Source organism: Actinomadura sp. NAK00032 (genome assembly GCF_013364275.1).
GTDB lineage: Bacteria > Actinomycetota > Actinomycetes > Streptosporangiales > Streptosporangiaceae > Spirillospora.
In genome coordinates this window covers 8,858,320-8,877,904 of record NZ_CP054932.1, presented here as the reverse complement: position 1 = coordinate 8,877,904, position 19,585 = coordinate 8,858,320, and the positions used below count along the sequence as shown (strand labels likewise).

At 68.6% G+C, this 19,585-nt stretch carries 26 protein-coding genes; 9 read left to right on the top strand and 17 right to left on the bottom strand.

The genetic code is table 11. From position 1 onward, the window contains the following. Positions 1 to 80: 80 nt before the first annotated feature. The 3 genes from HUT06_RS40865 to HUT06_RS40855 all read right to left on the bottom strand — a co-directional run bounded on the left by HUT06_RS40865 (position 81) and on the right by HUT06_RS40855 (position 2,932). Positions 81 to 1,007 carry a metal-dependent hydrolase gene (locus HUT06_RS40865; protein WP_176200591.1) on the bottom strand — a complete coding sequence of 309 codons (927 nt, stop codon included), beginning with the start codon at positions 1,005 to 1,007 and terminating at the stop codon, positions 81 to 83. Between the two features lie 96 nt (positions 1,008 to 1,103). After that, positions 1,104 to 2,069, bottom strand: coding sequence for an alpha/beta fold hydrolase (locus HUT06_RS40860; protein ID WP_176200590.1), 966 nt, complete (start codon positions 2,067 to 2,069; stop codon positions 1,104 to 1,106). After that, positions 2,066 to 2,932 carry a M24 family metallopeptidase gene (locus HUT06_RS40855; protein ID WP_176200589.1) on the bottom strand — a complete coding sequence of 289 codons (867 nt, stop codon included), beginning with the start codon at positions 2,930 to 2,932 and terminating at the stop codon, positions 2,066 to 2,068. Before HUT06_RS40855 ends, HUT06_RS40860 begins: the two co-directional genes overlap by 4 nt. Positions 2,933 to 3,092: 160 nt before the next feature. Between HUT06_RS40855 and HUT06_RS40850 the strand changes: the two genes are divergently transcribed. Next, on the top strand, positions 3,093 to 3,695 hold the full coding sequence (locus HUT06_RS40850; RefSeq protein ID WP_176200588.1) for a TetR/AcrR family transcriptional regulator: 603 nt from the start codon (positions 3,093 to 3,095) through the stop codon (positions 3,693 to 3,695). Positions 3,696 to 3,764: 69 nt separating this feature from the next. Here the strand turns inward: HUT06_RS40850 and HUT06_RS40845 are convergent, their stop codons facing one another. Further along, positions 3,765 to 4,988 (bottom strand): vanadium-dependent haloperoxidase, encoded by a 1,224-nt coding sequence (locus HUT06_RS40845; RefSeq protein WP_176200587.1) that lies wholly within the window; start codon positions 4,986 to 4,988, stop codon positions 3,765 to 3,767. Between the two features lie 229 nt (positions 4,989 to 5,217). Here HUT06_RS40845 and HUT06_RS40840 point away from each other — a divergent pair, with 229 nt between their 5' ends. From HUT06_RS40840 to HUT06_RS40825, 4 genes are all read left to right on the top strand, one after another. After that, a complete protein-coding gene (locus HUT06_RS40840) occupies positions 5,218 to 5,502 on the top strand; it encodes a hypothetical protein (protein ID WP_176200586.1) in 285 nt (94 codons plus the stop codon). A 150-nt stretch (positions 5,503 to 5,652) separates the two neighbouring features. Next, positions 5,653 to 7,254, top strand: coding sequence for a hypothetical protein (locus tag HUT06_RS44195; protein WP_217711642.1), 1,602 nt, complete (start codon positions 5,653 to 5,655; stop codon positions 7,252 to 7,254). Between the two features lie 213 nt (positions 7,255 to 7,467). Then, a complete protein-coding gene (locus tag HUT06_RS40830; protein ID WP_176200585.1) occupies positions 7,468 to 7,914 on the top strand; it encodes a YbaB/EbfC family nucleoid-associated protein in 447 nt (148 codons plus the stop codon). A 48-nt stretch (positions 7,915 to 7,962) separates the two neighbouring features. Beyond that, positions 7,963 to 8,970, top strand: a complete 1,008-nt coding sequence (locus tag HUT06_RS40825) for a hypothetical protein (RefSeq protein WP_176200584.1) — start codon at positions 7,963 to 7,965, stop codon at positions 8,968 to 8,970. A 19-nt stretch (positions 8,971 to 8,989) separates the two neighbouring features. Here HUT06_RS40825 and HUT06_RS40820 read toward each other — a convergent pair whose 3' ends face one another. After that, positions 8,990 to 9,886 carry a hypothetical protein gene (locus HUT06_RS40820; protein ID WP_176200583.1) on the bottom strand — a complete coding sequence of 299 codons (897 nt, stop codon included), beginning with the start codon at positions 9,884 to 9,886 and terminating at the stop codon, positions 8,990 to 8,992. A 56-nt stretch (positions 9,887 to 9,942) separates the two neighbouring features. Next, on the bottom strand, positions 9,943 to 10,242 hold the full coding sequence (locus tag HUT06_RS40815; protein WP_176200582.1) for a hypothetical protein: 300 nt from the start codon (positions 10,240 to 10,242) through the stop codon (positions 9,943 to 9,945). A gap of 226 nt (positions 10,243 to 10,468) precedes the next feature. On the opposite strand from HUT06_RS40815, the gene HUT06_RS40810 reads away from it, so the two are divergent. Further along, positions 10,469 to 10,870: a cupin domain-containing protein gene (locus HUT06_RS40810; RefSeq protein ID WP_176200581.1), complete on the top strand. Its 402-nt coding sequence runs from the start codon at positions 10,469 to 10,471 to the stop codon at positions 10,868 to 10,870. A gap of 52 nt (positions 10,871 to 10,922) precedes the next feature. Here the strand turns inward: HUT06_RS40810 and HUT06_RS40805 are convergent, their stop codons facing one another. Beyond that, the gene (locus tag HUT06_RS40805) at positions 10,923 to 12,401 is read right to left on the bottom strand and encodes a M1 family metallopeptidase (protein ID WP_176200580.1); all 1,479 of its coding nucleotides are present in this window, start codon (positions 12,399 to 12,401) and stop codon (positions 10,923 to 10,925) included. 155 nt (positions 12,402 to 12,556) lie between these two features. Between HUT06_RS40805 and HUT06_RS40800 the strand changes: the two genes are divergently transcribed. Continuing rightward, positions 12,557 to 13,111: a dihydrofolate reductase family protein gene (locus HUT06_RS40800; RefSeq protein ID WP_176200579.1), complete on the top strand. Its 555-nt coding sequence runs from the start codon at positions 12,557 to 12,559 to the stop codon at positions 13,109 to 13,111. On the opposite strand, the gene HUT06_RS45750 is transcribed toward HUT06_RS40800, so the two are convergent. From HUT06_RS45750 to HUT06_RS40770, 6 genes are all read right to left on the bottom strand, one after another. Continuing rightward, positions 13,076 to 13,687, bottom strand: a complete 612-nt coding sequence (locus HUT06_RS45750) for a transposase (RefSeq protein WP_217711641.1) — start codon at positions 13,685 to 13,687, stop codon at positions 13,076 to 13,078. The genes HUT06_RS40800 and HUT06_RS45750 overlap by 36 nt on opposite strands. A 120-nt stretch (positions 13,688 to 13,807) precedes the next feature. Then, positions 13,808 to 14,104 carry an NmrA family NAD(P)-binding protein gene (locus HUT06_RS40790; RefSeq protein WP_176200578.1) on the bottom strand — a complete coding sequence of 99 codons (297 nt, stop codon included), beginning with the start codon at positions 14,102 to 14,104 and terminating at the stop codon, positions 13,808 to 13,810. A gap of 55 nt (positions 14,105 to 14,159) precedes the next feature. Next, on the bottom strand, positions 14,160 to 15,200 hold the full coding sequence (locus tag HUT06_RS40785; protein WP_176194152.1) for an IS3 family transposase: 1,041 nt from the start codon (positions 15,198 to 15,200) through the stop codon (positions 14,160 to 14,162). Beyond that, positions 15,197 to 15,616, bottom strand: a complete 420-nt coding sequence (locus HUT06_RS44190) for a transposase (RefSeq protein ID WP_217711149.1) — start codon at positions 15,614 to 15,616, stop codon at positions 15,197 to 15,199. Before HUT06_RS44190 ends, HUT06_RS40785 begins: the two co-directional genes overlap by 4 nt. Positions 15,617 to 15,658: 42 nt before the next feature. Further along, positions 15,659 to 16,207 carry an NmrA family NAD(P)-binding protein gene (locus HUT06_RS40775; protein WP_176200577.1) on the bottom strand — a complete coding sequence of 183 codons (549 nt, stop codon included), beginning with the start codon at positions 16,205 to 16,207 and terminating at the stop codon, positions 15,659 to 15,661. Further along, entirely contained in the window at positions 16,204 to 16,569 is a 366-nt protein-coding gene (locus HUT06_RS40770; protein ID WP_176200576.1) for an SgcJ/EcaC family oxidoreductase, read from the bottom strand. Before HUT06_RS40770 ends, HUT06_RS40775 begins: the two co-directional genes overlap by 4 nt. 89 nt (positions 16,570 to 16,658) lie before the next feature. Here HUT06_RS40770 and HUT06_RS40765 point away from each other — a divergent pair, with 89 nt between their 5' ends. Next, positions 16,659 to 17,297 carry a TetR/AcrR family transcriptional regulator gene (locus HUT06_RS40765; protein WP_176200575.1) on the top strand — a complete coding sequence of 213 codons (639 nt, stop codon included), beginning with the start codon at positions 16,659 to 16,661 and terminating at the stop codon, positions 17,295 to 17,297. Between the two features lie 61 nt (positions 17,298 to 17,358). Here the strand turns inward: HUT06_RS40765 and HUT06_RS40760 are convergent, their stop codons facing one another. The 4 genes from HUT06_RS40760 to HUT06_RS40745 form a co-directional block, all read right to left on the bottom strand. After that, positions 17,359 to 17,481, bottom strand: a complete 123-nt coding sequence (locus tag HUT06_RS40760; protein ID WP_254715655.1) for a DUF397 domain-containing protein — start codon at positions 17,479 to 17,481, stop codon at positions 17,359 to 17,361. An 86-nt stretch (positions 17,482 to 17,567) separates the two neighbouring features. Beyond that, on the bottom strand, positions 17,568 to 17,759 hold the full coding sequence (locus HUT06_RS40755; protein WP_176201936.1) for a DUF397 domain-containing protein: 192 nt from the start codon (positions 17,757 to 17,759) through the stop codon (positions 17,568 to 17,570). A 9-nt stretch (positions 17,760 to 17,768) separates the two neighbouring features. After that, positions 17,769 to 17,954, bottom strand: coding sequence for a DUF397 domain-containing protein (locus HUT06_RS40750; RefSeq protein ID WP_176200574.1), 186 nt, complete (start codon positions 17,952 to 17,954; stop codon positions 17,769 to 17,771). After that, a complete protein-coding gene (locus HUT06_RS40745) occupies positions 17,951 to 18,760 on the bottom strand; it encodes a helix-turn-helix transcriptional regulator (RefSeq protein WP_176200573.1) in 810 nt (269 codons plus the stop codon). Before HUT06_RS40745 ends, HUT06_RS40750 begins: the two co-directional genes overlap by 4 nt. Positions 18,761 to 18,861: 101 nt before the next feature. On the opposite strand from HUT06_RS40745, the gene HUT06_RS40740 reads away from it, so the two are divergent. Continuing rightward, on the top strand, positions 18,862 to 19,314 hold the full coding sequence (locus tag HUT06_RS40740; RefSeq protein ID WP_176200572.1) for an ATP-binding protein: 453 nt from the start codon (positions 18,862 to 18,864) through the stop codon (positions 19,312 to 19,314). Positions 19,315 to 19,585 lie beyond the last annotated feature (271 nt).

Sequence of the window (19,585 nt, the reverse complement as noted above, 5' to 3'; positions counted from 1 at the left end):
GAGACCATACCCTTAAGTATGGTGCGAAGCCAGCGGCGTCCGCCGCGTTCTGTCGGGGACGGGAAGTAGCGTCGGGCTGGTCAGGTGGGTTTCGCTGCGTTGGTCGCTTGGGCTGCGTTGGTCGCTTGGGCGGCGGGGGAGGTCGCCAGGTAGTCCAGGGCCTTCTGGGTGGAGCACTCGGTGGACGGGTGGTAGTCGCGCCGCAGGTAGCGGCGGGCGGCGGCGACCATGAACCGGTTGCCGGGCAGCAGGCCGCGGCGGACGGCGCGGCGGTAGTCGCGGACGCGCGGGCGCACGCCGTGCAGGGTGGGGTCCTTCGCGCACAGGTAGGCCGCGCCTGCGTAGGCGGCGAGCGGCAGCGCGAGCACGCCGACGAAGAAGGTGACGAACCGCCGCCAGTAGGCGCCGGACACGTACTCGTAGACGTCGAAGGCGACCGAGCGGTGCTCGACCTCCTCGGCGCCGTGCCAGCGCAGCAGGTCCATCATCGTGGGGTCGGCGCCCGCCGCGTCCAGCTCCTCGGCGTCCAGGATCCACTGGCCGAGCACCGCGGTGTAGTGCTCGATCCCGGCGATGATCCCGATGCGCAGGTGGAGCCAGCGCCGGCGCGAGATGAGCGGCAGCGGCGGCCGGTCGCCGAGGATCGCGGTGAACAGCCAGTCGATCTTGCGGGTGAGCGGCCGCGGGTCCAGCCCGCGCTCGAGCATCTGGCGGTCGAGCACGCCCTGGTGGGAGTAGGCGTGCACGGCCTCCTGCCCCATGAACCCCTTGACCTCGGCGCGGAGCCGGGCGTCGCGCTCGTCGATCAGTGGCAGCCCCTGCTTGTAGACGCGGACGAACCAGCGCTCGCCGGCCGGGAGCAGCAGGTGCAGGGTGTTGATGAAGTGCGTGGCGACCGGCTCGCCCGGGATCCAGTGCAGCGGCGTGCCGTCCCACTCGAACTTCACCCGCCGCGGGGCGATCACCGGGTGCCGCTCCTTCTCGTCGGCGGCGCGGGTCTCCTTCATGGCTTCCTTCCTCGGGGGCGACCGCTGTGCAGTGCGGTCAGAGGGGCGGTCAGGGGGTCGGGCAGGGGAGTGGGTTCGGGAGTCAGGGGCAGCGCGTCAGGGGGTCAGTGTGTGTTCGGTGGTGCGGGGTGCCGGGAGGGCGGTGACCCGCGCCCGCTTCAGCGCCGCGGGCTCGTCCCGTCCCTCGATGTGGTGGACGAGTTCGGCGACGGCCACCGCCACGGCCCCCGAGTGCGCGGCGATGGAGCCCCAGTGCCCGGCGGGCAGCTCGCGCCGCCACAGCCGGCCGGTGTAGCGGGCCAGGTCCTTGGACTGCTCGGGCGAGACGAACCGGTCCTTGGTCGGCGCGATGACCTGGACGGGGACGCCGGTGCGGATCATCCGGCCCGGCCGCAGGAAGCGCAGGCCGTTGGCCTTGTACAGCTTCATCCCGTACAGGGCGTCCTTCCGGAACGTCGCGGCGGGCCTGCGCTCGATGCCTTCCATCCGTTCGACCAGCACCGGGAACAGCCGGGTGCCGCCGAGGTGCCACACCATCCAGCCGACCCCGGGGACCATGCCGCCCATCAGATACCAGGACCGGGCCAGCTGGCCCAGCAACTGCCTCACGTGGCGGGGCGTGGGCCTGCGCAGCCGATCCCTGACCCACTGGCCGAAGTGTTCTATGCACGGCCCCGAGATAGAGGTGAACGACGCGATGCGTCCGTCTGCGCGCGCGCCTGCGACGGCTGCCCAACTCTGCACCGACCCCCAGTCGTGCCCGACCAGGTGCACCGGGCGGTCGGGGGAGACCGCGTCCAGTACCGCGTGCAGGTCGCCGTTCAGCTCGTCCATTAGGTAGGACTTGGTCCGGCGCGGCCGTGTCGAAGCGCCGGCTCCGCGCACGTCGTAGGTGACCACATGGAAATCATCGGCCAAAAGGTGTGCGACCGGTTCCCACACCGCCTGGGTGTCGGGATAGCCGTGCACCAGCACGACGGTTGTCCGGCCCGGTTCGCCGTACTCGCGGACGGCCAGCTTGACCCCGTTCGCCTTGACCGCACGGCCGGCGAACCCGCTCACGCCGATTCCCCAGGCACAGGCTCCCCAGGCACGGGCTCCCCAGGCGCAGGCTCCCGTGTGGGCGATGCCGTCCAGCGCCGGACGTGCGGCAGGTCGTCGTCCAGCCAGTACGCGTCGTCCTCGGTGACCACCAGCAGTTCCTCGAACTTGGCGCCCACGTCGCCGAGACCCAGGTGCGGCTCTACCGCCCACAGGCCGGGCGTTGGTACGTGCCGCGACCGGCGGGAGCCGTTCCAGAGCGTGGACCGTCCCTGCAGACGCTCCTTCACCAACTCGCGGGCCACGGTCTGCACCGTGCGCGCCCCGAACGCTCCCACGATGACGTTGCGCGGCAGCCGGCTGCTGACCCGGCCGACCTGATGGCCGATGACCCTGCCGGGATACTTGCGGTGCCGGTTCTCGTACCCGTGCCGGATGATCTGCCGGTCGACCTCGGCGTAGATGTCGGCGAAGGGGCGCCGCTCCCGCACCAGCTCCACGATCATCTCGCGGTACACCGCCAGGTCGGCGGTCAGCTTCGCCCAGGACGGGTTGGCGCCCAGGCAGCCCGCGTAGCCGATGTCCGCGGTGTACCCGTCGGCGATCGGCGCCGCGTCCAGGATGTAGGGCATGCCCTCGGCCAGCCGCCGGCCGGTCGGGAGGAACTGGTGCGGCAGGACGATCCCGCGGAAGGCGGTCCGGTCGCCGAACCAGGCGAACGGGACATGGAACCAGTCGTCGACCCCGCGGCTCTCCAGCAGCCGGCGCATCCGCCGCGCGGCCTGCCGCTCCGTCACCCCCGGCTGCAGACTCGCCGCGACCTCCTCGGCCGCCTCGTACGCCAGCCGCTGCAGGTCGCGAAACCGCTCCGGACTCTCGTTCATGCATCACGCTCCGTGCGCCGGGTCGCCGGGTCCTCGCGGCCGTCGCGAGACGGGGCCGCACAATTAGACTCGCGATCTAATATCAGCCCGGTTTGAACGAAAGTCAAGAACTCCGGATCCTCTAGCCTTGGGGCGCTGGACGACGGCCAGGAGGCGCGCGATGGCGGACCGGAACCGTCCCGACCGGCGCGCCGCCATCATGAGGACCGCGGCGCGGCTCTTCGCCGACCGCCCGTACGACGTGCTGTCGATGGACGAGATCGCCGCCGCCGCGGGCGTCGCCAAGGGGCTGATCTACTACTACTTCGGCAGCAAGCGGGGCCTGTTCCTGGCGGTGATCGAGGACGCCGCCGGACACCTCGGCGTGCTCGCCGCGGAGTTCGGCGACCTGTCCCCGGTCGAGCGGCTGACCCGCAGCCTGGACGGCTTCCTGTGCTGGGCCGACACCCACCGCGCCGCCTTCCAGACGATCACCAGCGGCGGCGTCGGCGTGGACGCCGAGGTCGCCGCGCTCCACCACCGGGTCCGCGGCGATCTGCTCGCCGCCCTGTCCCACGGCCTCACCGGACGCACCACCCCGTCCCCCGCCCTGCGCGTCGCCCTGGAGGGCTGGCTGTCGTTCGTCGAGGGGGCCGCCACGTCCTGGCTGGCGGAACGGGACATGGAGCGCGGCGACGTCCGCGACCTCGCCGTCCGAGTCCTGGGCGGCGTCCTGAAAGCGGTCGACGCCGGCGCGCGTCCACCGGCGTCGGACGAACGCTGACCGGCCCGCCGCTGCCCTCGGGAACGGCCGGCGCGCTCGGCGGGCCGTCCCCGAGGGCGGACGGACGGGTCAGCGGAACAGCCGCCAGGTCTGCGGCAGATCCCAGCCGGCCACGCGCGCGCCCAGCCCGGCGCCGATCTCATCGGAGAACCGGAAGTGGATGCCGGACCACACCCGGCCGTCCACGTTGTCGCGGGTCATGTCGCGCCAGGAGCTGTACGTGCGCACCTCGCCGTTGCCGACGAGCCGGATCGGACGGTCCGGGCCGGAACCGGTCAGCCGGGTCAGCACGCGCTCGGCGGCCCCGGCGTAGGTGGAGTGCCCGCCGGGGTACTCGGGGTGCTGCGGTGTGGTGATCAGCGGCTTCCATCCGGGATCGTCCGCCTGCACGGCCGTGATCGGCCGCCAGCGCAGATGGACGTACTTGGCGTCGTACACCGCGATCTGGGCGTCCGCCGTCACCGCGTGGAAGGCCGCGACCAGCCCGGCGGCACGGGTCGGCGGGTAGTGCCCCTGCAGCAGGACCGCCCGCAGCGCCGCCCCGTAAAGACTGATCGACGAGGACGACCAGAACTTGGCCGTTCCCGTCTGCTCCGGACTCCGGACGGTGCTGGTGTCGCGGCCGTACGCACGAACCTCGGCGAGGTCGCGCCGGTAGCGCGGGGAGTCCAGGGCGGGACTGGGGCCCGGCCGGAACCGGTCAGGCGTTCCGAGCAGGAACGGCTTGGCGCGCCCCGCGTTGGGCTGCACCGCGGGCCGGTCGAGCGGCGGGGTCTTGCGCCACACACCAGGTGCGGGCGCGGGCGGCTCGTAGCCGTCGTTCGAGATCTCCTCCTTGGTCAGCCCGTCTCCGGCCCGCTCGTCCAGTGTGCGCTGCGCCGCCTCCTGACCGGCCCGCACCCCCGCCTTCTTGGCCCGACCGTCCGGGATGCCGTCGAGAGTGCGGGCGAGTGCGGCGTCCAGTTCCCCGACTTGCGCCGGGACGAGCGGGCGCAGCGCGTCGTGGACGGCGCTGGCCAGGGCCGCGTCCTGGAAGTTCCGCCCCTTCCCGCTCCGCAGTGCCCGCCCCGCGGAGATCCAGCCGATCGCCCACGTCCGGCTCGCGGTGACCTGCGGGAGCCCGGCGGCGCCGACCGTCTTCGCCGTCACGTCGTACCAGGTCAGCGCCGTCTCCGAGCGGCCCTCGCCGGCCCCGGCCGACGCCGATGCGCCGGTCGCCGCGCCCGTCAGCGCGCCGGCCGCCACCGTCAGCGCGACACCACAGGCCAGTGCCCGCCGTCGTCGAATCGTCATGGAGTGCTCCCCTTCATGGAAGTTGACCAACACCCCGGACAACGGCCCGGCACCACCGCCATTCACCGAACGAGAGCACCCGTAAGACCCCCGTAACAAATGGCCCGCTCGAACGACCCTTCCGGGCGCCGGTCGTGGCCGCCATTGGCCTGATGCGGCCAACGACGATTCCAATGGCCGGTGCCCGCTATGATCATGCAGCTTTGTCACGCACATTCAGAGGGAAATCATGAATATCGACTTCAGCGCCGACGCCACATTCTCGTGGTACGTCGTCTTTCTGCTGGTGTCCGGGCTCGCCATGCTTCTCATGGCGGCCATTGGGGGCGGCCAGAGCGGGGGCGAAAGGCTGCTCAACCTCGCGTTCGGCGTCGGCTTCCTCGGCTACGCCATCTACCTCGGGTTCATCTTCGACGGCGGCGAGTACTTCATGTTCTTCTACGCCTTCATTCTCCCGGTCCTGATGCTCTTCAGGTTCGTGAAGGCACTCTTCGGCGAGCGCGCGAGCGCCTGACCCGAGAGGCTCGGCACATCGGCCGCGGGACGGTTCACCGGTCCCGCGGCCGACGTCCGTCCGGAGCGATTCGGCTGTGGCGGGGCGACTATCCGTGTATCGTCGACTCCGCCATGTAGTGGTCGGCTCGTCGACGGACGGGAATGCCGAATGCAGAAGCTCCGTTTACTGGTCGCCGTCAGAGAAGGCGATTGGGCCACGTTCTACGGGCCCTTCGGTGCCCGTCTCACCCATCGCATGGAGGGCATGGCGGCCTTTTCGCCCGACGAGGCGCCTTCGCCCGACGAGGCGCCTTCGCCCGACGAGGCGCCTTCGCCCGACGAGGCGCCTTCGCCCGACGAGGCGCCTTCGCCCGACGAGGCGCCTTCGGCGGACATGGCGGCTCGGTGGCGCGAGCTGGACCGGGCCGGATTAGGCAGGACGGTGGAGGTCGCCGTCTCACCGCAGTCGCCGATCACGGAACTGACCTCCCTGGCCCTCGCGACCGCCCGCGAACACGGCCTCGCCCGCCCCGCCGACGACGCTCCGCGTCCGGAGCCCGGCGCTGCGTACTTCGCCTCAAATGAAGCGATCATCCGCGTGTGGCTTGATGGCACGGATGGTGAGAGCCACCCCGAGCACATCACGGTGGAGCAGGCCGGGCTGTGCGATGGCGACACCGTCGTCCTGAGCATCGAGCGAATGGCGAGCGCCGCCTACTCCATGGGGCCCGCGCCCGATCCGCAGGCATTGTTCCGCAGCTTGCAACTGGGGGCGCAATCACCATCGCCCCAGTCGCTGCCCCGGCTCTGGGGGGTCCTCCTCTACACCGACGCGGACGTCGAACTGGCCACCTACGTCCGCACGCACTTCGATGAACTGAACGCCCTGTCGGGCCCGATATTCAGGCTGTTCGTCCTCGAACGTCCGGCCAACTGGGCGGCGACGAAGCGCTACTGGCGCGACAACCTCGAACCCGAGCTGTACCGGGTCTTCAACACACTGCGGTGGCTCAAATGGAAACCCTACGAGCGGCATCGCGCCTACGACATCGCACGCACCCTCGGCATCGACCCGGATCTGCTGCCGTGCCTCGTCCTGCTGCGGGCCGACGCGATGGACAACCGGATCGTGTTCCCCATCAACGAGGTCTCGGCGAAGTACCTGCGCAAGCTGTTCGGCGAGATCCTGCGAGCCCTCGACGCGCCGCCCGACGCCTACCGCATCTCCAAGGCTCTCTACCCGATGGAGAGCTACCTCCCTCCGCCCGCCGCCATCAGCGCGACCTCACACGACCAGGCGGCCTTCGAGCGCGTCGCCCGCGCGGAAGAGCGCATCAGGCGGTCACTTGCCAGGCCGGCCGTCCACAAGCACGCGAACACCTACATCCTCAACGGCCACACGGCCATCGTCGAGAGCGGCGCCACCATGGTTGAGAACTTCAATTTCCACGGCCAGACCACGTTCATCAATCGTCCGGTCAACACGGTCATCCAGGATTTCCAGAACACCCATTCCGCGCTGCCCGGCCAAGAGCACCTCGCCGAGCTGCTGCGGCTCGTCCTGTCCAGTAGCGACCTGCCCGACCAGGACAAGGAGGAGGCGGCCAACGTCATCCAGGGCGTCGCCGTCGACCTGGACCGAGCCGAACCCGACGAGGCGGCCGCGAAGACGAAACTGGAAATGCTCCGCACAGGCCTCACCCACGCCGCCGACATAGCCGGCCCGGCCTCCACGATCCTGACCTCCATTCTCGGCGCGCTGGGCACTTGACTCCCGCGTGCTCCCGCCGTCCGTTCCGAGCGCGGCTTCGCCATAGAAGTGGAACCGGCCGAGTGGAGTGCCGACCGTTCCAGTGGCGCGGAATCCGGGATGGTCTAGATATGTCTCGGGTTGATCGTGCGCTTCGGCGCACTGGCACTCGGCGAGGCGAGTAGCACTAAGCTCGCCACCGAGTAATCGACCGTTTTGAGGGGTTGGCGCACCATGGCTGAGACTTACGGCTTCTCCGAGTCGGATCTCGACGCGTTCGCGGAGCAGACCGCGAAGGAGGTCCAGAAGGCGACGGAGCTCAGGCAGCGGCTGAGTGAGCTGGTCGGCCGGGCCGAATCCCGCGACGGCAGGATCCGGCTCGGGCTGTCCGCGGAGGGTGCGATCAGCGAACTGGAAATCGACCCCCGGGCCATGCGCATGGCGTCCGCCGAACTCGCCGAGACGATCATTCAGGTCTCACAGGACGCTCTCCAGGATCTGCAGCGGCAGTCCAGGGAACTGACCGACGACGCGTCGGTCGCTCCCGAGGACGTCGCCGGCATCGTGCGCGATCCGCAGGCACTCGAAGGCCAGATGCGGCAGATGCAGGAAGGTTTCCAGCGCGCTCTCAGCGACTCGATGACCCTCATGGACGATATCCGCCGCAAAATGGGCCGCTGACGCCTCTCTGCGCACCTGGTGAATGGCGACCGGACAGGAGAGGTGGAGATGTCCGTTTCGGGGCCGCGGGCGCGCCGGACGGCGGCCAAGGACTTCTTCGCGGCGGCCGCGGTGCCGGGCGCGCTCGTCCTCGCACTGCTGCTGTCGGCCTGGGTGATGCTCGTGCTCCCGGGGGTGATCGTGTACACGGTCACCTGGGGAGAGCGGGCCGAGGCCACCGTCCAGAGGTGTGAGCAGCGCGAACTGCGCTACGACGCCAGGTATCTGGACTGCCGCGGCACTTGGCGGTTCGCCGACGGATCTCGCGGCTCCGGTCATGTGTCCGGAGTCGGCGAGGCCGACATCGGGCATGCGGTCCCGGTGCGCGTCGGACCGTTCGGGCCGTACGCGGGGAGCCTGGACCGGTCCCGCCATGCGCTGCTCCCCGGAGCACTCATGTGGGCGGTGGCGCTGCTCGTGGCCGGGGTGGTCGTCTTCTTCCTCCTCAAGGGCAGGGCACGGGCCCGTAGGCTGCTCGCTCGACTCGGCGAAGGCGCCGGAACCTCGCTGCGGGGGAGGCGCCGCTGGCGGGATGCCCGCGGCCGGACGGTGCTGCGGTTCCGCGTCTCGTCCCGGCCGCCGGAAGCCTTGGCCGGGGCCGGCGACGCGGCTCGCGACGCGGACCCCGTCCGGCGCACCGGAGCCCGCCGGGCCTTCGCCGCCGCCCACGTGCCCGCCGGAGGGGTGGCGTTCTTCATCGCCCGGCGGGCCGGCGGCTTCGCGGTGCTCGACCCGGGCGGGCGGCTGACGGTGGTGGTCCGGCGCGTCGGCCACGCCGAGCCCCGGCTGCGCCTGCTGGTACCCGACGGGGCGCCGCTCGGCGAGATCGCGCCCTATCCCGGAACCGAGGACCATCCCGGCGCCGCCTTCCGCGTCACCACCGGGACCGGTGAGACCGCGGCGGTCGTCGTCGCGGAATTCCTGCGCTGGACCGTGGTGTTCCCCGGCGAACCGCCCGAGCCGCTGCGCCACGCGGTGATGGCGTTCGCCTTCGACGCCCTGCGCCTGACCAGATGAGCCCGGGCGGCCCTGCCCGTCAGAACGCGGAGATCCCGGGCTCCGGATCGATCGGGTTGCCGTAGGTGCCCCCGGACGGGACGCCCCACGTGTCCGGCCCCTGCTGCCGGAAGTTGCTGCTCGGCGAGAGCCCGAACGTGTCCGCGCCCTGGTAGCCGAAACCGCCCCAGAAGGACTTGCCCAGCAACCCCTTGGTGGTACCGGTGAAGCCCTTGGAGCCGGGACCGCCCGCGATCTTGTTCTCCAGATACGAGATCGCGATCTCGTCGATGGAATAGAGCGTGCTCTGGACCAGGTCGCCGGCGGCCGTGTCCGAACCGGTCGCGATCTGGAACGCCACGTTCCCGCCCGCCAACGCGCCGATCATCGTCGCCGCCGTCTGTGCGACGGTGCGCAGTTGGGCCGCGGTCGCGCGCAACTGCATGCCGACGGTGGTGGCGAAGGTATTGGCCCAGGTCATGAATGCCTGGCCGTACCCGGGGATCCATGATTGGACGAGATATGCGATGGCGATGGCCAGCAGCACGCTCGCCATCACGGCGAGGAAGATGCCGAAGACGAACAGGATGAACGCGTAGAGCAGCAGGGTCACGGCGATGAACGTGGCCGCGAGGGCGGCCGATCTCAGATGCCGGACGAACTCGGAGATCTTCCCCTCGAAAGCCTCCCGGTCGTCACTGCTCCAGGTGCTCTTGTCCGCCGCCTTCACCCGGTCCTGGATTCCGTCGGCGGCCTCGTTGAATTTCTTCGCGGTCTCCATCCACTGGTTCGCCCCGTCCTCGATGGCACCGGGACTGCACTGGGTCTCCAGCGCGACCACGGCGGTCAGCCTGACCGGCGGCAGCATCGCGCTGGCGACGGTCGAGGCGACCAGCGCCTCCTTGAAGAACCACTGACCGGAAGCGAGCGCCCCCATGACTTCCCTTCTGATGCAGGCCGTTTTCCGAAATGCGGCTCACGTGGTTTCCGGGGCTAGTTGAGCCCGCCGCCACTGGCCTCCTCGGCGGCCCGCTGCTTGTCCGCCACCTGGCGCAGGCCGCTTTCGATCTGCTGCAGGCTCCGGTACTTGCTGTCGGCGTCCTGGATGTAGAAGTTCCGGGCGATGGCATGCACCGACGACAACCCGAATCCCACGATTCCCCAGGCGGTGTGGCCGATGTTGATCGCGTCAGCGGCCGCCTTGGCCTGCTTGATGGTCGCGCCGTCCTGCTGGATCAGGTCCTTTCCGAGCTTCTGGACCGCCTCCGGGTCCCACTGAATCTCCTCGCCCAAGAGCCCTCCCAAAAGCGAACTCGCATTGAACATGAAATTCGCGATTATTCCCCTCCGGAGTGAACCTGGCCAGCAACACTGGCAGGGTGACCGGATGTGGTCAATGGAGTCATGGCCGGTGGGTCGTTCATCCGGTGCGTGCGGTGCTGTCACAAACGGGCGGTGCTGTCACAAACGGGCGGGGCGTCCGGTCCTACCTGTGGACAGTCACTTCGAGGAGGAACACATGAGCTCTCAGCTGCCCCCGGGCGTTGAGGTCGTCTCGAGCCTGCCGGATGCGGCGGCCAAGATCGTGGACGGTGCCGAGGCCAGGACGATCCGCGTCACGCTGCCGCCCGGCGACCCCGGTGCGCCGCCGCACCGGCACCCCGGACCGGTGTTCGGCTACGTGACCCAGGGCGAGATCCTCTTCGAGCTGGAGGGGGAGGCGCCACGGGTGATCAAGGCCGGTGACGCCGTGTTCGAGCCGGGCGGCGACGTGATCCACATCCAGGGCGCCAACAACCTCCCGGACGCGCAGTCGCAGCTGGTGGTGACCATGTTCGCGCCTCCCGGGACTCCCGTCCTGACCGTGGTCGGCGAGGAGGAGCTGGCTGAGCGCCGACACCTGCGGGTCCCGAGGTCCTGAGGGGCGCGCAGGGAGGAGCCGGGCGGGCGGGGGCTGCCGCCCGCCCGGTCCGCTACCACCAGGCAGGCGGCTTGCCCGTGCTGTGGAGCCAGGTCGTGAAGAAGGCGCCGAGGTCCTGGCCGGAGACCCGCTCGGCGAGAGCCTCGTACTCCTCGGTGGTCCCGTTGCCGTACTTGTGCTCGGCCAGCCAGGTGCGGGTCAGCTTCATGAAGAGGTCGTCGCCGATCCTGTGCCGGAGTGCCTGCAGCGCCATTCCGCCGCGGAAGTAGATGGAGCGGTGGAACATCTGGTCGCGGCCCGGGTCGGCGGTCATGACGTCCCAGAAGGCGGGCCGTCCCGGCGGCATGGGCGGCGGGTCGGCGTAGATCTGCTCGAACGCCTCCTGGGCGGACGGGCCCCCGTGCTTTTCGGCCCAGTACTTCTCAGTCCACAGCGCGTAGCCCTCGTTCAGCCAGACGTCCTTCCAACGGCCGGGGGAGACGCTGTTGCCGAACCACTGGTGGCTCATCTCGTGCACCACACCCTTTTCGATGGGGTGCTTCTGATAGGTCGGACGGGTCTGGGTCTCCAGCGCGTTCTCGATGTTGAGCGGCGGGACGGAGTTGTTCTCGATGATGGAGCCGGAACTGGTGAACGGGTAGGGGCCGAAGTAGTCGGCCAGCCCGTCGGTCGCCCGCGTCGTCCAGGTCGGGGTCTGGAGCGCGTCGGGGTCGGACGCCACCGTCGAGTCGACCGCGTCCAACTGCGGGACGCCCTTGGGGGTGGTGGTCGTCGACACGTTGAACCGTCCGATCGAGACGGTCGCGAGATAGGTCGTCATCGGCCGGTCCTCCCGCCACCGGAAGGTCTCCTTGCCGCCGGCGGTCCACCGTTTGACCAGGTGGCCGTTGGAGATCGCCTTGAGCCCCTTCGGCACGGTCGTCTCGATCGTGAAGAGCGCCTTGTCGCGCGGGTTGTCGTTGGACGGGAACCAGGTGGAGGCGGCGTTGGGCTCGGAGACCACCGTGGCGCCGTCCGGCGTGTGCAGGAACCCGTACGGCAGGTCGAACACGATCGGGCCGCCCAGCGTCTGCGGCACGCCGTCGTACCGGACGACCACGGTGAACGGCCGCGACTTGCGCAGCCCCCGGCGCGGCGTGATCTCCAACTCGCGCTCGCCGGTCCGGGCGAACGCGGCCTTGTGCCCGTTCACCCGCACCGACCGCACGTTCAGTTTGAACAGGTCCAGGTTGAACCGGGACAGGTTCTGGGTGGCGGTGGCCGTGATCGTGGTCGTCCCGGTGAGATGGTCGGTGTCGGGGTCGTAGGCGGTCTTCAGGTGGTAGCGGGCGACGTCGTACCCGCCGTTGCCGAGGTCGGGAAAGTAGGGGTCGCCGAGCCCGGGCGCCCCGGGCTCGTACCGGACATCGGCGGACGCACCGGGCACGCAGAGCCCGAACGCGACGGCGGCGGCCACACCGACCACCACCGGAACCCGCGCCGCCCCGCCGATCGCCCTGCCACCCGCGCTGTCTCCATCGGATCCGAACATGATCATTACCGTCCCCCGCCCGCCGCGGAGTTGATCATGCTCCCCTTCCATTGACCGCATCCGGCCACCCCGCCCGCCCCGCACGGCAGCCGATGAGTTCCGGCGCTCCGCCAGGTCTGCACGCAGGACGACAGCTACGACCGGTGAGGGGCTTCATGGGCAAGGTCATCTACTGGATGAACACCTCGATGGACGGCTACATCGAGGATCCCGGCGGCGGCATGGGCTTCATGGACCCGGACGAGGACTTCCGCCAGGCGGCGAACGAGCATGTCCGCCGGATCACGGCGTTCCTGTTCGGCCGGCGGCTCTACGAGGCGATGGAGAAGCCCTGGACACAGGACCTCGGCAAGGAAGGCGCCCCGCCCCTTGAGCGGGAGTTCGCCCAGCTCTACAAGGAGACGCCGCGGTACGTCTTCTCCGACACCGTCCAGACCGTCCCGGAAGGGGTCACGATCGTCCGCCGCAAGGACGCCGAGTCCACGGTGACGCGCCTCAAGCAGGAGTTCGACGGCCCCCTCCAACTCGGCGGCCCCGAACTCGCCGCCTCCCTGGTGGATCTGATCGACGAGTTCTGGGTGTACGCGTCCCCCGTGATCATCGGCGGCGGCAAGCCGTACATGCCCGTGAGCAAGGAGGTGCGGCTGCGCCTGGCCGAACACCGAGCCTTCCCCTCAGGAATCACGTTCCGCCGCTACGTACGCCCTTGACCAGCCAAGAGCGAACCCGCCGTATTGACCAGCGTGAAGGAGACCACCTCTAACCAAGAGGCCCTCGCCAGCCCGTGTTTCGAAGTAGGCGGAGCCATTCGTTGATGGCTGTGATGTGGAGGGTGGCCAGGTAGCGGACGGCGAGCTTGTCGTATCGGGTGGGCGGCCGCCGCGCCGGATCCGGTGGCCGATCTGGTCGGCGGCCTCGGGAATGGTGCAGCCGATCCCGCGCCGTCGCAGGTGGCCGTAGATCGGGCGGGGACGAATACCCCTTGTCGGCACGTACCCGCTCCGGCCGGGTCCGAGGACGTCCGCCGCCCGGGCCTGCGGGGAGGCCAGGATCCGGGCCCAGATCCCGTCGCGCCGCCAGCGCCGGAACAGAGCGTAGACCGCCTGCCAGGAGCCGTGGCATTCCGGGACGTCCCGCCAGGGCGCACCCACCCGGACCCGCCGGCGGGTACCGTCGATCAGCTGCCGCTTAGTCCACTTCGAGGGCCGGCCCGGCCGCCTGGGAGCGGGTAACAACGACTCCAGGATCGCCCACTGGGCATCGTTCAGGTCGAACCACCTCGTCACCGCTAGGTGACCACGAGGTCTCCGGTGTTCACGTTCTTCTTGGTCGATGAACCCTCTACCGGAGACCTCGCTACTTAGAGATCACGACGCACCGTCACACACCGGACCTCGAAGCAGGCCCTAGCGGACCTGCCCGCCGAGCCAGTCTCGAAAGGTGAGCAAGCCAGGGAAGTGGTCGCGCAGTTTGGCGAGGTCAGCCTGGTAGCCGCTCTCGGCGAACCACTCGAACATCCTGCCCTCGACCGGCAGGGCGACGAGGCGCGTCGGCACTCCGGTGACCTTCTCGTAGATCGCGGCCACCTCGCAGAAAGTCAGCTCGTCTCCGGCGATCTCAAGTTCCACACCCAGGTAGTCGTCCTGGTGGTCGATGACGTGCGCGGCGATGCGGCCGATGTCATCGGTGGCGATCAGCTGCATCGGCCGGTCGGGGAGCGGTAGGTGTCAAGTCAAACGGGACAGGGGCCAGTGATCGTTAGGCGGCCTGTTTCTCCTGGTCAGAGCTGCTCGGGTCGGTGGGGTCTTCGTCGGGTCGGTTGATCTGCGCGACTGTGGGGATCTTGGGCAGCGTGGGCGGCTGGGTGAACCGTCGCGGGTTGGCCGCGCGGAACGCTGCGATCGTGGCGGCTCGGTTGTGCTGGATCGCCTGTGCGGTGCCGATATGCATGGTGAACGGCGTGTGGAGCCCGATCCCGGCGTGGTAATGCCGGTGATTGTAGTAGTCGAAGAAATGGTGGCAGAACGTCTCGGCCTCGTCGAGCGAGGTGAACCTGGCAGGGAACACCGGGCAGTACTTCAAGGTTTTGAACTGCGCCTCGCTGTAGGGGTTGTCGTTGCTCACCTTCGGGTGGGAGTGGGACTTGATGATGTCCAGGTCTGCCAGTAGTGCCGTCACCGGCTTGGAGGTCATCGAGGTCCCGTTGTCGGAATGGATGGTGCCGGGCACGATCCCGCCGTTGGCGGCGAACGAGTTCTGCATGAACTGCTCGGCCAGCTCACCTGACTCGCGCAGGTGGATCTCCCAGTGCACGACGTAGCGGGAGAAGATGTCGAGCATCACATACAGGTCATAGAACTGGCGTGGCCCCGGACCTGGCAGTTTCGTGATATCCCAACTCCATATCTGGTTGGGGGCGTGCGCGGCCAGATACGGTTTGGTGCGCGCCTGGTGCCGGGCGTGGGCGCGCCGCTCCCGGACCTGGTCACGCCTGCGTAGTTCCCGGTACATCGTCGACACCGACGCCAGGTACACCCCCTCGTCCAGCAGCGCAGCCCACACCTGTCGGGGTGCCTTGTCGGCGAACCGGTCGCTGTTGAGCATCTCGACCAGTTCGGCCCGTTCGCTCTCGCTCAGCGCGTTCGGCGGCGCCGGCCGCTCCGCCGGCTCACTGTTTCCCGGCGCCGGGTTCCGCCGTCGGTAGAAACTGCTGCGCGGCACACCCGACAATGCGCACGCGAAGCGAATCGGCAGATGCTCGACCAGCAGGGAAAGGGTTTCGTGGCGGCAGCGGGTCACGAATTCTCGGTGTCCGCGCTCTCGGACATTGTTTCCAAGAGCGCGATACCTTTTCCCATGATGTCCAGGGCGGCCTCGGTCTGCTTGAGTTTTCTGGCCATGGCGGCGTTCTGCCGCTCCAGCCGCGCCTTCTCCTTGCGCAACTGCTCCAACTCGGCCTGCTCCGGCGTCTTCTCCTTCTTGGCGGCCGGGCGGCTCGTTCCCGCAGCGGTCAGTTCACCGGCGTCGCGCTGCCGGCGCCACAGTTGAACGCTGGACTCATAAAGTCCCTCACGGCGCAGCAGTGCGCCCTTGTCGCCATGCTCGGCCGCGTCGTACTCCTCGACCATCCGCAACTTGTAGGCGGCACTGAAGGTCCGCCGCTTGGGCCGGCCGGTCCGCGGCCCGTCACCGGAAGGAAGATCGTGGCTGGTCATCGTCACTCTGCTCAGTACCCGTTCTCGCCCTGTCTACATCAGCTAGGGAACTTCATCCCCTCGTGTCCCATCTGAGCCTGACACAGAGGGGAGCACCGGGAGCTCCATCTCCCTTTCGCCTGCAGTGTCGGCGTAGTGCAGCAGATTGTCCATGAAGAACACCGGCCGGAGGATGGTCGCGGGCAACCCCAGAGCGCGGATGTAGGACTCGATTGCCGCCTTGCTCTCGAAGTGCTCGATTCCGGTGTGCCGCTCGGCACCGCCGACCGAGCTGTAGACCAGGTGCCCGACTCCGGTATCCAGGGCGACGTCGGCGACGAGCATGCCCTGCCGTACCTCAGCTTTGAGAGTTTCCGGCTCGTAGGCCAGGGCTTGCATGCTGAACACGGCATCGACGCCACGCATTGCCCGCTCCAGGGACGCGGGGTCTCCCAGGTCGCCGACCGTGAGCTCGGCGCCGGTCAGGCGACGCGCAGCGGGGCTTTCCAGGTCGCGCACCAGGGCGCGAACCTGCCAGCCGCGACGTAGCAGGTGACGTGCGGTGGCGCCGCCCTGCCGGCCGGTGGCACCGATGACCAGAGCCGTACTCATGACGTCACCACCGGGGTGGTCTGCGCCAGCGCGATCCGCCAGGTGCCGGCGTCTTTGACGAGCACGAACGTCAGGGCTCCCGTGCGGTCGTCGTTGACGTGCTTGATCAGGTTGGCCAGCGCCACGTCCGGGCGCAGGAACGTGACGTCGAGCAGCTCGTTCGTGGTCAGCACGTCCTTCAGCGGGGTGCGCAGCGCCTCGGCCATGACCTTCTTGACCTGCTCGCGGCCGCGCAGTCGGATCCCGGTGAAGTTGACCAGGGACACCTCCTCTGTCAGCAGTCCGGTGAAACCGGCGACGTCGCTCTGCAGCTCTTCGGCGTCGCGAACGACCTGCTTGATCGCCTCGATCTCGGGGTCCATGTCGCATCTCCTCAACTAGCGGAGCGATCCGCTCCGCATCGAGACTATGCCGGAGCGATTCGCTCCGCAACTTGGTAGGGTCTGTGGCGATGACCACGCGTAAAGAAATCGCAGAACGCAACGACCGCGCGTTGCTTCAGGCCGCCCGTGACGTGCTCGCCGAAGACGGCGCGCACGCGTCCGTCGCCGCCATCGCTGCCCGAGCAGGGGTCGGCATCGGCAGCCTCTACCGCCGTTACAAGACGAAGGAGGAGCTGTTCCAGCAGCTCAGCCTGGTGTCCCTCGACCACTGGAACCAGGCGGCCGAGCAGGGCTTGACCGATCCCGATCCGTGGGCGGGGCTGGCGGCATTCGTGCGCGGCTGCGTCGAGTTCGGGCAGGGCTCGCTGGCTCCCATCGCCGGCGCCATCGAGGTGACCCAGGAGATGAGCGCCAAGTCCCGCCGCGGCGACGAACTGCTCGATGAGCTGGTACGGCGAGCACACGAGGCCGGCGTCCTGCGCGCCGATGTGACCGCGGTCGACATCTCGCTGCTCATCGAGCAGCTCGGCCGTTCCCCGGCGGTCGATCAGCTTCGCAAGCAAGGCCGGGACGACCTGCTTCCCGCCGCCGCCGAGGCTCGTCGGCGGCTGATCGCGATAGCGCTCGACGGATTGCGGCCGGGACATGACCCGTTGCCCGGTTCGCCGCCGGGCGTGGAACTCTTCACGGATCGCTGGCCGAGCTAGGACGAGCCGTCCATGCAAGAACTCGGATCAGCAAACGGCGCTGCTCGACTTGAAGCAGGCCCTAGCCGCGCTTGGCTTGAGTGAGAAGGGTGGCCAGGGTGTTCTGGGTGAGCAGCACGTGGCCGACGGCGGGCGCCTTGCTGTCTCTAAGGCCAATGCCGCTGGGAAGACGCGCAAGCTCCACAAACCGCCTGGAGATCCCCTCCCTTGCGCCACTCAGTGATCACGAGCATGCCTCCAGGTCGGGGCTGGCGCGGGATGCCTCGACGGTCAGTGGGGCAATTCGTCCCGCTTGGCTTGGATGATGAGGGTGGCGAATGCTTGAGGCGTGAGGGTGAGGTGGCCGCTGTTGGGAGCCTTGCTGTCGCGGAGGCCGACGACCCCGCCGAGCTGGGCCAACTCTACGCAGGCTCCTCCAGTCTCGTCACTGTGGCTGGACTTCCGCCATGCGGTTGCGTCCAGGGCTTCTCCTCAGTGAGGGAGTTGGTCGCGTTTGACCTGGTCGAGGAGGGCGGTGAAGGCTTGGGCGGTAAGGGCGAGGTGTGGCAAGTGAGGCGCCTTGCTGTCGCGGATGGCGATGGCGTGGGGTAGCGCGGCCACCTCAACGCAGTTGCCGTAGTCGTCCGACCGCGTGGATTTGCGCCACTGTGTGATCATGAAAGCGAGTCCAGTGTCTTGGCGATGAAGGCACGAGATGCCTCGACGGTCAGTGAAGACATTCCAATCAAGTCATATCTTATCGCCTGTTCCTGGATATCGGCAGGATCGAGGGACATGTGGGCCGTGGTTCCGTAGTTGGCGAATCCGAGGTCGCCGGTGGGTGTCTGTATGACTGTGAAGCCGCTGCCGAGTCCGCCGTAGCCGATGAGGCGGTCGGACGTTACGCGAAGGTAGACGTTCGGCCGTTCGGAGGCTTCGAGAAGGTAGTTGAGCTGGTCGCGCATGACCTCCACGTCTCCGAAGACGCGTAGAACGGCCGCTGTGTCGAGGATGGCCATGAGCTTGCATGGCTCTCGGCCGTTGAGGACCTCCTGGCGAGCGAGGCGTTCCGCGACCGCTTCCTCTGCGTCCGCCCTGCGGCTTGCCGTGAAGATGGCGCGCGCGTAGCCCTCGCGTTGGAGGAGGCCGGGGATGAGCGAGGGCTCGTAGGTCTTGATGAGGTTGGCGCGGCGTTCGTATTCCTTGAACGTCTCCCACCAGTCGAGATCCTGGGCGTTTTTGGCGTGTTTGACGAGGTTCTCGAAGAACCCTGGCATTCCCCACTCGCGGTCCAAGATCCGTGCGCGTGCTATGGGGAGTTGGACGTCGCCCGATTCGTACCGTGCAACAGTTGAGCGATCGCAATCGAGGATCACGGCTAGGGCGGCCCCGGAGAGTCTGTGAAGCTGACGCTGTCGGCGCAGCTCAACGGCTATGAGGTGCCAGAGGGAGAAGTCTGGGCGCAGTGCGTCGGCGCGGCTCATCGGCGCTCCTCCGTTGTTGCATCTGCTTCAGGAACCTTCCGAAATTAACTCGCGGTGGCCACGCTTGTCCTGGGAACGCGGGAGAAAGGGAGGTGGGTGAAATGGGAGCGAAAGCCTCGGGTGCGGGCGAGTTGGACATTTCTTGTCTCGCGGCCGGGACGGTGTCGGGGCTGGTGCGGACTCTGGTCGAGTTCCGGCTTGTGGAATGGGGGCTGGAAAAGCTCGCGGACGATGCCCTCTTGATCGCCGGTGAGCTTGTCGCCAATGCCGTTCAGCACACGCCGGCGGATCGGGAAATCCGGGTCAGGTTCACGCGAGAGGCTTCGGCCGTCGTCCTGGCGGTGTGGGACTCGTCCGATGCCATGCCGGTGGCGCGGCCGGTCGTGGAGCTCACTCTGGACGATGTCGTGCCGGATGCTCGGGCCCTGGAGGACGGGCACGACGCCGGTATCGGCGGGTGGGGTCTCCCGCTCGTCCAGGCCCTCTCGTCCGGCTGCGGAGTCCGCGACACCGAGCCGCACGGCAAGTGGGTGTGGGCCAAGGTCGCCACCTGATGCGCGCCGCTGTGCGTTGGCTTGATCTTCTTGCCGAGGGCGTCAGTGCGCGCGGGTATCGGTGCGTTCGGCTTTATCGGGTCGGGTGGCTGCCGATGCTGTGGGTCTACGCGCGCGGGGCCGTCCGGGATGTCGGGGTCTTGGTGGATGTGCGGGCCGTCTCCGGGGGTCTCGCCTACTACGAGACTGAGCGGGGACGGGCGGGCTACCTATCTCCGTGCGGAGAGGTCGAGGGAGCCATTGAGCAGGATGATCTGTTGCTCAAGCACCG

Bases quoted from the DNA above. Each gene is read 5' to 3' on its own strand.
- HUT06_RS40825 (WP_176200584.1), top strand. From the start codon at position 7,963: ATGTCCGTTTCGGGGCCGCGGGCGCGCCGGACGGCGGCCAAGGACTTC.
- HUT06_RS40850 (WP_176200588.1), top strand. From the start codon at position 3,093: ATGGCGGACCGGAACCGTCCCGACCGGCGCGCCGCCATCATGAGGACC.
- HUT06_RS40750 (WP_176200574.1), bottom strand. From the start codon at position 17,954: ATGATCACACAGTGGCGCAAATCCACGCGGTCGGACGACTACGGCAAC.
- HUT06_RS40840 (WP_176200586.1), top strand. From the start codon at position 5,218: ATGAATATCGACTTCAGCGCCGACGCCACATTCTCGTGGTACGTCGTC.
- HUT06_RS40765 (WP_176200575.1), top strand. From the start codon at position 16,659: ATGACCACGCGTAAAGAAATCGCAGAACGCAACGACCGCGCGTTGCTT.
- HUT06_RS40865 (WP_176200591.1), bottom strand. From the start codon at position 1,007: ATGAAGGAGACCCGCGCCGCCGACGAGAAGGAGCGGCACCCGGTGATC.
- HUT06_RS40740 (WP_176200572.1), top strand. From the start codon at position 18,862: ATGGGAGCGAAAGCCTCGGGTGCGGGCGAGTTGGACATTTCTTGTCTC.
- HUT06_RS44195 (WP_217711642.1), top strand. From the start codon at position 5,653: ATGCAGAAGCTCCGTTTACTGGTCGCCGTCAGAGAAGGCGATTGGGCC.
- HUT06_RS44190 (WP_217711149.1), bottom strand. From the start codon at position 15,616: ATGACCAGCCACGATCTTCCTTCCGGTGACGGGCCGCGGACCGGCCGG.
- HUT06_RS40790 (WP_176200578.1), bottom strand. From the start codon at position 14,104: ATGCAGCTGATCGCCACCGATGACATCGGCCGCATCGCCGCGCACGTC.
- HUT06_RS40810 (WP_176200581.1), top strand. From the start codon at position 10,469: ATGAGCTCTCAGCTGCCCCCGGGCGTTGAGGTCGTCTCGAGCCTGCCG.
- HUT06_RS40855 (WP_176200589.1), bottom strand. From the start codon at position 2,932: ATGAACGAGAGTCCGGAGCGGTTTCGCGACCTGCAGCGGCTGGCGTAC.
- HUT06_RS40820 (WP_176200583.1), bottom strand. From the start codon at position 9,886: ATGGGGGCGCTCGCTTCCGGTCAGTGGTTCTTCAAGGAGGCGCTGGTC.
- HUT06_RS40775 (WP_176200577.1), bottom strand. From the start codon at position 16,207: ATGAGTACGGCTCTGGTCATCGGTGCCACCGGCCGGCAGGGCGGCGCC.
- HUT06_RS40805 (WP_176200580.1), bottom strand. From the start codon at position 12,401: ATGTTCGGATCCGATGGAGACAGCGCGGGTGGCAGGGCGATCGGCGGG.
- HUT06_RS40800 (WP_176200579.1), top strand. From the start codon at position 12,557: ATGGGCAAGGTCATCTACTGGATGAACACCTCGATGGACGGCTACATC.
- HUT06_RS40830 (WP_176200585.1), top strand. From the start codon at position 7,468: ATGGCTGAGACTTACGGCTTCTCCGAGTCGGATCTCGACGCGTTCGCG.
- HUT06_RS40845 (WP_176200587.1), bottom strand. From the start codon at position 4,988: ATGACGATTCGACGACGGCGGGCACTGGCCTGTGGTGTCGCGCTGACG.
- HUT06_RS40745 (WP_176200573.1), bottom strand. From the start codon at position 18,760: ATGAGCCGCGCCGACGCACTGCGCCCAGACTTCTCCCTCTGGCACCTC.
- HUT06_RS40770 (WP_176200576.1), bottom strand. From the start codon at position 16,569: ATGGACCCCGAGATCGAGGCGATCAAGCAGGTCGTTCGCGACGCCGAA.